Source organism: Chryseobacterium gambrini (assembly GCF_900156825.1).
Lineage (GTDB): Bacteria > Bacteroidota > Bacteroidia > Flavobacteriales > Weeksellaceae > Chryseobacterium > Chryseobacterium gambrini.
In genome coordinates this window covers 127674-140007 of the sequence record NZ_FTOV01000002.1, presented here as the reverse complement: position 1 = coordinate 140007, position 12334 = coordinate 127674, and the positions used below count along the sequence as shown (strand labels likewise).

The following is a 12334-nucleotide window of genomic DNA, read 5'->3' as shown; positions in this document are numbered from 1 at the left end:
TATTGATATTATTGAGTTACAAAGTGAAAAATTGCGATAATGATAAAACCTGCAGGAATAAGGATAGAATACCATTTTCCGAAAGCCTTAATTACCGGCGTATATTTTGGATGTCTTGCCCCGATTGACTGGAATGAAGACTGGAAACCGTGAGCCAAGTGTAATCCTAACAAAACGAAAGAAATTACATACAAAGCCACCCTCCAGATATCTGCAAACTTCTCGTGAAGTTCCGGCCAGAAACGTTCAGAATCAGGAGCAATTCCCTGAACATACTTGTAGTTGATCTCATGCCACCAGAAATCATAGAAGTGAAGCGCCAGGAAAGCCAACACTACAGATCCGGAAATAATCATATTTCTGGACATCCATGAAGAATTTGCAGAAGCGTTGTTTGCTGCATACTTCACAGGACGTGCTTTGTTATTCTTAATTTCAAGAACAAATCCCATAATGAAATGGAAAAGAACTGCAAAACCAAGAATAGGCTGCATTAAGAACTGCACAAAAGGATTATAGCCCATAAATTCTGACGCTTTATTGAATACATCATGATCATTAAGGACTGATAACAAATTGGTCGTCAAATGCAGTATAAGAAAAATCAGCAAAAACAGAGCTGATAATGCCATAGCATATTTTCTACCTATCGTAGAACTCGTTAAACCTGCCATATAAGTTTAAATTTGATTTTCCACAAAATTAAGAAATGTTAACAACATCAAAAAGTGAGAAATCTCACAAAAACCCAGTTTGTAATCTTTCTAAATAAGAGTTAAAATATTATAAATAAAGGAAAAACAGAAAATGTAATGATTAATTAAAGTTATAAATTTTGCCATTATAAACTACTTTTGTTACATCTTTCGGGAAGGTTTTAATCTGATAATTACTAATTCTTCTTGAAGAACAATATGGATTAATTATAAACCGAATCATTTTTCTATGATCTGAATTTTCCTCAATCCAGAAACAGGCATTGTTTCCTTTTTTTACAGACAAAACTTGGGTTTTAGAAAAATCATGAAACAGAATTTCGTCACGCTGATTTTCATAGAAATTAAACCCTGTTCTTAAAACGTAAAAAATAAAAACTGTCATCAATACTATTGTCAGGTTTTTCAGTTTTGGTTTTAAAATGAAAAATCTCAGAAAATAAATGATCAGAAATAAAGCAAAAACCTCGATCAGATTCATGGGAATATTTTCGATGAATAAATGACCAAAATCTGCAAACCAATGAATGATTGTAAGTAAAATCTTAATAACAAAATCATAGGCGACATTCATCAAATGAAAATCAAGATGAAAAGCAATTAAAGTGGTCATTAAAAATGAAAAAACAATGATTGCTTCAGAAAAAGGAACAATGAAAAAGTTGGCAATAATTGAAATAAATGAAAACTGATGAAAATAGTACAGAACCAGAGGAAGCGTTGCTAACTGAGCAGAAACAGAAATCGAAATTGTATTAAAGATCAGTTTTTTAAACCGGTTATCCTGTATCGGAAAATAATTTAAAACCGGTTGATTCAGCCAGTAAATTCCGAGAACCGCACAAAAGCTCAACTGAAAACCGACATCAAAAAGCTGTTGAGTATCAAATATTAAAATAATGAAAGCAGACAGAGAAAGTGAATGCAGCAGATCGGATTTCCTTTGCAGCAAATTGTAAATAAAATAAATACTCAGCATTAAACCTGAACGTACGACAGAACTTCCAAATCCGATAAAAATTATAAACAACCAGATAAAAATTAAACTGAAAATAACCGCATATTTTCTAAAACTTAAAGGTAAAATTTTAATCAGCAAAAAATAGAACAATCCGAAGATGACAACAATATGTGTTCCCGAAATCGCAAGAAAATGCACCAATCCAGAACGGTTAAAATCCTGAACCGTCTGCGCATCCATTTCCGTTCGGTCGGCAAGAATAATTCCTTTTAAAAATTCTTTTGACTTTGAAGACATTCCGGTTTCATCAATTCTTTGCAAAACTTCCAGTCTTTTCTGGGAAAACTTCTCTGTGAAGCTTAGATCTTTCCTTTCTGCTTCCTTAATTTCATTATTGATATAACACTGGTATTCAATATTTCTCCTTAAAAGATATTTCGAATAATCAAACTGAAAATCATATTGTGGCGGCTTCGGTTTTGAAACGTAAGCCTGAGCCTGATAATAATGTAAGAAATCAAGTTCCTTTTCGCTTTTCGGAATATAAATAACAGCATTGAAAGTTTGGTTTCCGGCTTGTATCACACCTTCATACTTCCGATTTCCCTCACTGGAATTCAGTTTTTTAGCTATTTTAAAAACAATGGTTTCATTTTTAGAAATCGAAACATTTCCGGATGCAAAAGAATTGAAAAAATGCAGGATAATTCCGACCCCGAAAAACATAAAGCCGAGTAAATAAGGTTTCGCTTTATGGAGGTAGTAATTTTTAAGAAAAGTAATGGCTAAAATGAAAGCACAAATGATGACAACGGAATACACAAAACTTTCATTCAGAGAAAAAAAATCCTGAACAAAAATTCCCGAAATAAAAGAGATGGCAAGAATTAAAATCGGCTGTTTATTCAATTTCAAAATTTGTGCATCTCAAAAATATTTAATTGAATAACAATCGGCAAATCAAAATTTTAAAATCTTAAATTTTGACTTAAATTCATGATATAAAAGAAAAATCGCAGAAAAATTTTCTACGATTTTTTATAGTTTATTTGATTTTTTAAACCTTTAAAATGACATCAGCCGCATTTTCACTGGCTCCTTTTCCGCCTAATTTTTCTCTCAACAAATCGTAATCTCTTAAAAGCGGTGTTCTTTTATCGGTTTCTAAAATCTTTTTCAGTTCTTCCACCAGATTATTCGTATTAAGATCATTCTGAATCAGTTCTTTAACGACTTCACGATCCATAATTAAATTCACCAGAGAAATATATTTGATGTTTTTAACGAGTCTTTTCGCAATCGCATAAGAAATTTTGCTTCCACGGTAGCAAACTACTTCCGGAACATTCAGTAAAGCAGTTTCTAACGTGGCAGTTCCCGATGTTACCAAAGCTACTTTCGAGCACCTCAGCAAATCATACGTTTTATTGGAAACAAAATGCACATTTTCGTCTACGTAACTCTGATAAAATTCTTTCGGCAAACTCGGCGCTCCTGCGATAACGAACTGATATTCTTCAAAGTAAGGTCTTACGGAAAGCATCATTTCCAGCATTTTTTCCACTTCCTGTTTTCTGGAACCCGGCAAAAGCGCAATAATTTCTTTCTCGTTTAAGTTATTTTCCTTTTTAAATACTTCAACATCAATATTTTGCAGCGTTGAAATCGCATCCAACAACGGATGACCTACAAAATGCGAATGTACCCCATGTTTTTTGTAGAAATCTTCCTCAAACGGAAGGATCACCATCATTTCATCAACATATTTTTTAATGATCTCTACTCTCCCCTCTTTCCATGCCCAAAGCTGTGGAGAAATATAGTAAACGACTTTAATGCCTAATTCTTTGGCAAATTTTGCAATCCTTAAATTGAATCCGGGATAATCTACCAAAATTAAAACATCCGGTCTGTTGTTTTTAATATCTTCTTTGCAGAATTTAATATTATTCAGAATGGTCCGCAGATTCATAGCTACTTCCAGAAATCCCATGAAAGCAAGATCGCGGTAATGTTTCACCAAAGTTCCGCCCTGTTGCGCCATTAAATCGCCACCCCAGAATCTGAATTCGGCAGTGGTATCTTTCTGCTTCAAAGCTTTCATTAAATTGCTTCCGTGCAAATCTCCGGAAGCCTCTCCTGCGATAATGTAATATTTCATTTCTATAATCAGAATAGAGAACAAGTAAGACGTTGTACGATCTTAATTTGTAAATTTGTTCAAAGATAATGATAAAAAATGTCAGAAGAATTTGAAATACGGAATAAAATTGCGGAAAGCGGTTTAATCAATTTTGATCTTACGGATCTTGTTCCGAAGGGAGCCAGAAAGGGAATTGATCTTAAAGATTTTCTTTTCATGGAAATGGTCTTAAAGGAAAAAGATTTCCGCGAAAAAGTGGCAGCCATTGATGTTGAAGAATATCGTGATGCTTATGTGTACGTCTACAATTCTGCGGATGCGATCGTTCCGCTTTGGGCATATTTCCTGATTACGGCAAGACTTACCGAAGTAACCAAAAAAATAGTTTTCGGAAACCGTGAAGATCTGGAAGTTATTTTAATGCACAACGCCATTCAAAGCCATGATTTTGATGAAATGCGCGGAAAAAGAGTGTTGGTAAAAGGCTGCTCAGACAAAGAGATTCCTGAAAACGCGTACATCGAACTGGTTGAACAGCTTCAGCCGATCGTGAAATCGCTGATGTTTGGTGAAGCATGTTCCAATGTTCCGATCTTAAAAAATTAATTATTGATAATCAATAACTTATGGGTAATTTCAAAAATAAATCTCAAATTTTGATTAAAAAAAATCTTTGGGGAATATTTTTTGATAACTTTGGTTGACTTAACAATAAAATAAACACAAACTATGAGTTTAATCGACCTACTTACAGGGAACACCGGCAACCAGGTTGCTGAACAGGCTGAAAACAAATTCGGGATCAGCAAAACGCAGGTAATTGCTTTACTGGCAGTTGCGGCACCGCTTATCATTTCTTACCTTAGAAACAAATCTCAGGACGCGAATGAAGCTGAAGCTTTAAATAACGCTTTGGATAAAGATCACGACGGAAGTATTCTGGACGACGTTTCTCAGGCAGATGCGAGACAGGCAGAAGGAGGTTCTATATTAAGCCATATTTTTGGTGGAGATAAATCGAATGTAGAAAATCAGCTTTCACAAAATACAGGAATTTCCATTGATAAAGTGGGACCTATTTTAGCGATGCTGGCTCCTGTAATTATGGGCTACATCGGAAAAGAAAAGCAACAGAACAATGTAGGAGCAGGAGGTTTAGGCGATCTTTTGGGAGGAATTCTTGGGAATGCATCCAATCAGGCTCAGCAACAGCAGTCTAACCCTTTAAATGATATTTTAGGAAGCGTTTTGGGCGGAGGAAATTCTCAGTCCGGAAATCCTTTGAATGACATTCTCGGAAGCGTTCTTGGAGGAGGCAATCAGCAGAAGCAGCAAGGCGGAGGCGGATTGGGAGATATCCTTGGCGGATTTTTCGGAAAATAATTTAATTTTGTTACATAAAAAAGACCGGAGAAAAAATAATCTCCGGTCTTTTTATTTTAATTTTTAGTTTTTTCTTCTGAAGCAGCAACTGTTTTCGAAGCTTTTCTCGGTCTTCTTTTTCCATAGCTTCCATTGTTGATCTTACCTCTTCTAGATTTTTTGTCTCCTTTTCCCATAGAAATAAATTTTAGTTGATTAACTACGAAATTAAAAAATACCCTGTAAAAATCAAAGATTGGAGCTGTTAAAATTTTTATAATTCTGTAGCGGGAAGTTGAGAGACAGAGGCTGGAAGTTTATTACTGAAGCGTAAATCGACCTTTGTTAAAAAAAACCTAGCATCCATACTTTTTACACTTTTACCGTTTTCCATTTTCCTTTTTTAAACAAAATAAATGCAACAATAGTAATTAAAGTTTCGGTTACGGGAATCGATATAAAGACACCTTTCGGTCCCATTCCGAAATATTTGGACAAAAAATACGCTAAAGGAATCTGGAACAGCCAGAATCCGCACAAATTCACCCAAGTCGGAGTCCAGGTATCTCCTGCTCCGTTAAAAGCATTAATCATCACCATTCCTATTCCGTAGAAAATAAATCCTACCGCCATAATATATAAAGCATTGGTAGCAATAGTTTTAATTTCAGATTCGTTGGTGAAAAATCCGACTAAAAAATCTCCCATAAAAAAGAAAATAGTACTTACGGTTACCATAAAGATCATATTATACTTTACAGTTTTCATAACGGACTGTTCTGCTCTCAACATTTCGTTGGCTCCCATGTTTTGTCCGACTAACGTTGATGCGGCGTTGCTTAATCCCCAAGCCTGAAGCAAAAAGAACATCATTAAACGCAGAGCGGTCTGATATCCTGCAGAAGCATTTTCACCGCCGGTTGTTGCGACCAGTTGAGCCAGAAAAATCCAACTGCAGGAAGCAATTACAAACTGAAAAATTCCGGGAGTTGCAATTTTGATAACCGATTTAATGATTTCAAAGTCGGGTTTAAAATATTTCGACTGAATTCTGATCTGCGTATCTGCAATCAGAAGATGATATAATTGATAGATCACTCCAATACTTCTTCCGATGGTGGTTGCCAAAGCCGCTCCCGTTAATCCCATGGCGGGAACCGGACCAAAACCTTTGATTAAAACCGGACATAAAATTATATTCGCAATATTAGCGATCCAGAGAGATTTCATCGCTATCGCGGCATTTCCTGCTCCTCGAAAAATTCCGTTGATTAAGAATAAAAGCATAATGATGACACTGCTTCCCATCATAATTCTCGTGAATTCTTTTCCGTATGCTGCTGCTTCGGGCTTTGAACCCATCAGAATTAAAATTTCCTCAGCGTAGATCACTCCAAGCAGACTCAATAGAAAAGTAATGGCAAAAGAGACCAGCAAAACCTGCGCTGCACTTCTGGAAGCCTGTTCGGGATTTTTCTCCCCCACTCTTCTTGCTACCACTGCTGTTGCCGCCATACTCATCCCGATTGCGATGGAATACATCACGGAAAGTACAGATTCTGTTAATCCCACTGTCTGTATTGCAAATCCGCTTTCTTTAAGATGTCCTACGAAATAGAGATCCACCAATGCAAATACAGATTCCATTGCCATTTCCAGCATCATAGGAATGGCGAGAAGAAGAACCGCACTTCTTATCGTTGCTTTGGTGTAATCTACTTCTTCACCGCTTAGCGCTTTTTTAAGAAAATTGAAATATTTTGACATTGTTGATTCGGTTTTATATTCCGCAAAAATATAGATTCAAAAATGATTATAACTTGGCTTATGGAAAGTTTATGAAAAAGATTCTGAACAGATCAGTCGAAGTGCGTTTATCAACTCAGAAAAATCAAAAATAAAAATTTCAATAATTTTTATCGTAAAACAATAAATAATTATATATTTGCAATAAAAAAAATACTATGAAAAATTATTCATCCGCGATTTTGAGCATTCTCACTACTCTTTTATGGCTTTATTTAATCCTCTCCTATATAACCATATTTCTTCTTGCTATTTTACTGATTACAAAAATAGTCGGTATTGATGTTGGTGTTTTAAGCAAAATAAAAATAGATAGTAAAAGATTACACATACAGGATATTCAGTCTTTAAAAAAAGAAGTTTCCATAGTGATCCTTTTTATGACAATCATATTAGGAATATTACAAACTATACTTTTTTCAAATGTTTTAAAACTGGCGAATAAAATTCAGATGAAGAGTCCGTTTTCATTAGAAATTTACAAGATTATTTCAAAAATTGCTAATTACACCTTAGCTTTAGGATGTTTTTCAGTTATAAGTGATACAATTACAGAAGCTTTGCTAAATAAAGTTACTTTTAATTTTAGCATTGACAATCAAAATTTTCAGCTATTTTTGGTATCCGCAATTATATACATCGTTTCTCAGGTTTATAAGCAAGCTGTTGATCTTAAAACTGAAAATGATTTAACAATTTAAGTTATGCCAATAATCATCAACGTAGACGTCATGTTGGCGAAAAGAAAAATGCAGTCTCAGGAACTTGCCGAAAAAATTGGCATTACTCAGGCTAATCTTTCTATTCTTAAGACCGGAAAAGCCAAAGCTGTAAAGCTTTCAACACTGGAAGCGATCTGCAAAGCACTCGATTGCCAACCCGGAGACATCCTTGAATATGTAAAAGATTAATATTCTTTAAGATTTTAAAACTAAAAAATTCGTTAAAAACATTCTCAAACCTCACAAACTTCCTTAAAACCATTATTCACAAACAATAATATCAGATCTTACTTTTTAGATTTGACAAAAAAATTTAATCACTATGAAAAAATATTTCATCGTCCCATTTCTTCTATGGGGAATGACTTCTTTTGCCCAGCAAAAAATTGAAAATCTCGATTTTGAAACCTCGGAAAACAATTCTCCTGCCTTATGGAAATTAATGGGAAATAATTCTGCAAAAGTATTTTCCGATTTTAATGAAAAACAGCAGGGAAAGGCATCTGCCGTGATAGAATCTGAAGGCACAGAAGGCTTCAGAGCAATCATGTACACACTTCCCAATAATTATGCAGGAAGAAAAATTACGCTTTCCGGATATCTCAAAACAGAAAATGTAACGGATGGATTTGCAGGATTATGGATGAGAATTGATCCTGAAGTTGCTTTTAACAATATGCAAAACGTTGGTCTGAAAGGCACAAACGACTGGAAAAAATATGAGGTTACCCTCAATATGTCTCCGGAAAACACACAACAGATCGTTATCGGAGCATTGCTTTCCGGAAAAGGAAAAATCTGGGTAGACGACTTAAAAGTTTCCATTGACGGAAAAGACATTGAAAATGCTAAAATTTTCGAAAAAAAATTAACGAAAGTTGAGCTTGATAAAGAATTTGATAAAGGCTCTAAAATATCCAACATCAACCTCGATCAGAATAATATTGAAAACCTTAAAAAACTGGGATTAATCTGGGGGTATCTGAAATATTATCATCCAAGCGTAGCCGAAGGAAACTACAACTGGGATTACGAACTTTTCAGAATTTATAAAAAAACTGAAAATGCTTCTGCTGAACAGAGAGATCAGATTTTAACAGACTGGATCAAAGGTTTAGGGAAATTTCAGACAGCAAAAAATTCTGAGCCTAAAAATGTGAAGATCAAGCCGGATCTCGACTGGATTACCAATTCCGGCTTCTCGAAAGAACTTACAGAGCTGCTTTTACAACTGAAAGATGCTAAAAGACCAAAAGTCAATTATTACGTCGATTTCTTTCCGAATGTAGACAATCCTGATTTCAGACATGAAAATCCTTACAGAGAGATGAAGTATCCCGATGAAGGTTTCAGACTGCTTTCTCTTTACAGATACTGGAACATGATTCAGTATTATTTTCCTTACAAAAACCTCATCGAGGAAGACTGGAAAGGCGTACTCAAAGAATTTATCCCAAAATTCATCAACGCAAAAGACGAAACGGAATACAATCTCGCTTCTCTGGAACTGATCGGAAGAATTCACGACACTCATGCCAACATTTGGGGAAACAGCAAATCGCTTGAAAAATATTTTGGCGAAAGGTATTCTCCGGTAAAATTAACTTTTGCAGAAAATAAACCTGTGGTTGAAGGCTTTTATGACGAAAATTTAGGAACACAGACCGGATTGAAAAAAGGAGATGTCATCACGGAAATTAATGGTGAAAATATGGAAAACATCATTAAAAATATGCTGAAATATCTTCCTGCTTCCAATTATCCTACTCAACTTCGGGACATTTCGAGAAAATTGTTGCGAAGCAATGCAGAAACCATCAATCTTACCATTTTAAGAGATGGAAAAACAGAAGAAAAAACTATAAAAACCTATGCTTATTCAGATATTAAAATAAAAAAAGAGCCAAAAGAGTTTTTTAAAATGCTCGATGGCAACATTGCTTATGTTTATATGGGAAGTGTAAATGCCGATCTTCTTCCTGAAGTTTTTGAAAAAATTAAAAACACAAAAGGTTTGGTTATCGATTTCAGAAGCTATCCTTCAGATTTTGTGGTTTTTAAAATGGGAAAACTGCTAAAACCTGAATCCTCGGATTTCGTAAAATTCACGAATACAAGCAACAGTCAGCCGGGACTTTTCACTTTTACACCAAGTTTAAAAACACAGGGAACCGGAAAAAAATCTTATGAGGGCAAAATTGCCATCTTAATTAATGAAACCACACAAAGCAGTGCAGAATATCACACTATGGCTTTCAGAACAGCACCGAATGCAAAAGTTTTCGGTTCTACAACGGCAGGAGCTGATGGAAATGTTTCTGATATAAAACTTCCGGGTAATATTTCCACCATGATCAGCGGAATCGGCATTTATTATCCCGACGGAAAAGAAACCCAGAGAATAGGAATTGTTCCCGATGTAGAAGTAAAACCTACAATAGACGGAATTAAAAACAATAAGGACGAAGTTTTGGAAAAATCTATTGAATGGATTAAAAACTGACTTTAATAACTTGTCAATCGTAAATCTTGAATTGATTTTAAAAATTCAAACAATCAGCTCTATTTCTACTTAGATAAAACTCAACATCCATAATAGATACCACAAAATTTAAGATTAATAGAGTTTACAATACATTAATTTTTTTCGTGAAAAAAATTAATGTAGTTTTGCTACCTAATTTCAAAAATAGACAAAAACCATGAAAACAAAGCACCTCTTTTGTGCATTACTATGCATAATAAGTCTTGGAACAATTAAAGCAGCCGACCTTTATGTCCGTGATCTAGGAGCCGGAGGATCTTATCCTACAATCTCTTCAGCTATAACCGCAGCTAATGATGGTGACAGTATTATCATTAGACCCAAAACAAATAACGTTCCTTACTTGGAAAACCTTACCATTAACAAATCGCTTACTTTTGCTTCCGAAATTAATTTCAGCAATTACTATGTACAAGGTACTACTTCTATAGTTCCTGTAATTACTAATCAAAAACGTTCAATTTTATAAAAAAACAAATGAAAAAACAATTATTTTTTGCTTTACTGATTCTTTCGAGATTTGTATCTGCACAAGACGGACAAGTAGATTTAACTTTTGGCAACAACGGAGTACGCTTCGACGCACCTGGTACTCCATATATACAAACTACAAACGATGGTAAAGTTTTTTTGATGATTAATAACCAAATAAAAAAACTAACAAACAACGGTGCATTAGATACTACTTTTGGTAATATGGGAGTTTTTTCAAATCCAAACACCTATAGGAGCATAAGTCTTTATCCTAATGGAAAATTGTTAACACAAGAAGCACTTAACTTATACCAATCAAGAGTTGTAAGATTGAATTCTGATGGCAGTATAGACACTACTTTTGGTACTTCAGCAAATAATAGTGTTGACTTTAGTAATTCAGGTTGCTCTCCTTGTATATATAACCCAACAGTTACACTTTCTAATAATAATAGCAACGATACTTTTTTTATTGTGGCGAATGATGACTATTATATGGGAAGTCGTGGTGTGGTGATCTTAAAAAGTGAAACTGGAACTACAAATTTTATTATTTCGCCAGTATATACTCCAGCAGTAACGGGAGGTACAGGAATTCATATCACCACAAGTGCGAGAAAAATTTTGAAATCTTCTGATGGAAATTACTTTGTAGGAGGTGAGGCAGTAAGAATTAATAATAATTCAGGTGTTAGTCATAGGGAGGGTTCAAAGGCATTTGTAACAAAGTACTATTCTCAAGGTAGCCTAATTAATAGTTTTATATTTACTGCTTCTCAAGGTTCGAGTAGTGGCAGCAATGGTGGTGTAGATTATTATCTAGATGCACAAGATAATGTTTACACATTAGCAGTAGATAATAAATATAATAATGGACAATCATTATACTACTACCGAATCTACAAAACAGATAAGTTTGGCAATTTAGACTACAATTTTGGCAGTAGTAATTTTTCAGGGTATTTGAATGTTTCTACAGCTTTTTCATCTATAACCGCATATAAAACTAATTTTCAAAGAATGTTGGTACAACCAGATGGTAAAATTTTATTGATAGGAAACACCACCTATGTAGATTCTAGTACTACCCAGAATAAAGAAATAATGTTAGCCCGTTTCAACACCAATGGCACATTAGACAACACATTCGGAACAAATGGCTTTGTTATATATGATATTGATCCAACAGCTAATGAATATTTAACAAATGTTGGAACAAATTCTAATATGACAGAAATCTATATAAGTGCTGTTATTAATGCAACTACTACTTCACCTAGTAAAACAGCTATAGTAAAGTTTAAAAACAATTCTGTTTTATCTGCTGAAGAAGTTATTACTCAACAAGATTTATTATGCTATCCTAATCCAGTAAAGGATATTTTGAATCTTTCTTACAATAAAAAAATTATTTCTGTAACCATTTATAATGCAGTAGGACAAAAATTATTTACTGAAGAAATTAATGCTAAAGATGCCAAAATAGACACTTCAAATTTAGCGAGAGGAACCTATTGGGTAAAAGCAATTTGCGATAATGAAGTGAAAACAACAAAAATTATTAAAAAGTAATACCAATTAATAATTAAAAAAAGTATCATGTTT

General features: G+C 34.3%; 12 protein-coding genes. 7 read left to right on the top strand and 5 right to left on the bottom strand.

Annotated features, from left to right (window positions below; genetic code table 11):
• Positions 1 to 8 precede the first annotated feature (8 nt).
• From BW951_RS04100 to lpxB, 3 genes are all read right to left on the bottom strand, one after another.
• Entirely contained in the window at positions 9 to 674 is a 666-nt protein-coding gene (locus BW951_RS04100; RefSeq protein WP_076390673.1) for a succinate dehydrogenase cytochrome b subunit, read from the bottom strand.
• Between the two features lie 142 nt (positions 675 to 816).
• Positions 817 to 2592, bottom strand: coding sequence for a ComEC/Rec2 family competence protein (locus BW951_RS04095; RefSeq protein WP_228427492.1), 1776 nt, complete (start codon positions 2590 to 2592; stop codon positions 817 to 819).
• Positions 2593 to 2734: 142 nt separating this feature from the next.
• A complete protein-coding gene (gene lpxB / locus BW951_RS04090) occupies positions 2735 to 3838 on the bottom strand; it encodes a lipid-A-disaccharide synthase (RefSeq protein WP_076390993.1) in 1104 nt (367 codons plus the stop codon).
• Positions 3839 to 3916: 78 nt separating this feature from the next.
• On the opposite strand from lpxB, the gene BW951_RS04085 reads away from it, so the two are divergent.
• Positions 3917 to 4426 (top strand): DUF2480 family protein, encoded by a 510-nt coding sequence (locus BW951_RS04085; RefSeq protein ID WP_076390671.1) that lies wholly within the window; start codon positions 3917 to 3919, stop codon positions 4424 to 4426.
• A 123-nt stretch (positions 4427 to 4549) separates the two neighbouring features.
• Complete coding sequence (locus BW951_RS04080; protein ID WP_076390670.1) at positions 4550 to 5203, top strand: DUF937 domain-containing protein; 654 nt, start codon at positions 4550 to 4552, stop codon at positions 5201 to 5203.
• 56 nt (positions 5204 to 5259) lie between these two features.
• On the opposite strand, the gene BW951_RS04075 is transcribed toward BW951_RS04080, so the two are convergent.
• The gene (locus BW951_RS04075) at positions 5260 to 5379 is read right to left on the bottom strand and encodes a 30S ribosomal protein THX (RefSeq protein ID WP_076390669.1); all 120 of its coding nucleotides are present in this window, start codon (positions 5377 to 5379) and stop codon (positions 5260 to 5262) included.
• Between the two features lie 175 nt (positions 5380 to 5554).
• Positions 5555 to 6949: an MATE family efflux transporter gene (locus BW951_RS04070; RefSeq protein WP_076390668.1), complete on the bottom strand. Its 1395-nt coding sequence runs from the start codon at positions 6947 to 6949 to the stop codon at positions 5555 to 5557.
• A gap of 197 nt (positions 6950 to 7146) precedes the next feature.
• On the opposite strand from BW951_RS04070, the gene BW951_RS04065 reads away from it, so the two are divergent.
• The 5 genes from BW951_RS04065 (at position 7147) to BW951_RS04045 (ending at position 12301) form a co-directional block, all read left to right on the top strand.
• Positions 7147 to 7689: a DUF2975 domain-containing protein gene (locus tag BW951_RS04065; protein ID WP_076390667.1), complete on the top strand. Its 543-nt coding sequence runs from the start codon at positions 7147 to 7149 to the stop codon at positions 7687 to 7689.
• A gap of 3 nt (positions 7690 to 7692) precedes the next feature.
• Entirely contained in the window at positions 7693 to 7899 is a 207-nt protein-coding gene (locus tag BW951_RS04060) for a helix-turn-helix domain-containing protein (RefSeq protein WP_039365153.1), read from the top strand.
• A gap of 133 nt (positions 7900 to 8032) precedes the next feature.
• Entirely contained in the window at positions 8033 to 10213 is a 2181-nt protein-coding gene (locus BW951_RS04055; RefSeq protein WP_076390666.1) for a S41 family peptidase, read from the top strand.
• A 199-nt stretch (positions 10214 to 10412) separates the two neighbouring features.
• Complete coding sequence (locus tag BW951_RS04050) at positions 10413 to 10724, top strand: hypothetical protein (RefSeq protein WP_076390665.1); 312 nt, start codon at positions 10413 to 10415, stop codon at positions 10722 to 10724.
• Positions 10725 to 10732: 8 nt separating this feature from the next.
• Entirely contained in the window at positions 10733 to 12301 is a 1569-nt protein-coding gene (locus BW951_RS04045; RefSeq protein ID WP_076390664.1) for a T9SS type A sorting domain-containing protein, read from the top strand.
• The last annotated feature ends 33 nt before the right edge of the window (positions 12302 to 12334 follow it).

Coding starts and splice junctions, on each gene's coding strand:
- BW951_RS04055 (WP_076390666.1), top strand. CDS start 8,033: ATGAAAAAATATTTCATCGTCCCATTTCTTCTATGGGGAATGACTTCT.
- BW951_RS04100 (WP_076390673.1), bottom strand. CDS start 674: ATGGCAGGTTTAACGAGTTCTACGATAGGTAGAAAATATGCTATGGCA.
- BW951_RS04050 (WP_076390665.1), top strand. CDS start 10,413: ATGAAAACAAAGCACCTCTTTTGTGCATTACTATGCATAATAAGTCTT.
- BW951_RS04065 (WP_076390667.1), top strand. CDS start 7,147: ATGAAAAATTATTCATCCGCGATTTTGAGCATTCTCACTACTCTTTTA.
- BW951_RS04080 (WP_076390670.1), top strand. CDS start 4,550: ATGAGTTTAATCGACCTACTTACAGGGAACACCGGCAACCAGGTTGCT.
- BW951_RS04075 (WP_076390669.1), bottom strand. CDS start 5,379: ATGGGAAAAGGAGACAAAAAATCTAGAAGAGGTAAGATCAACAATGGA.
- BW951_RS04070 (WP_076390668.1), bottom strand. CDS start 6,949: ATGTCAAAATATTTCAATTTTCTTAAAAAAGCGCTAAGCGGTGAAGAA.
- lpxB (WP_076390993.1), bottom strand. CDS start 3,838: ATGAAATATTACATTATCGCAGGAGAGGCTTCCGGAGATTTGCACGGA.
- BW951_RS04060 (WP_039365153.1), top strand. CDS start 7,693: ATGCCAATAATCATCAACGTAGACGTCATGTTGGCGAAAAGAAAAATG.
- BW951_RS04045 (WP_076390664.1), top strand. CDS start 10,733: ATGAAAAAACAATTATTTTTTGCTTTACTGATTCTTTCGAGATTTGTA.
- BW951_RS04085 (WP_076390671.1), top strand. CDS start 3,917: ATGTCAGAAGAATTTGAAATACGGAATAAAATTGCGGAAAGCGGTTTA.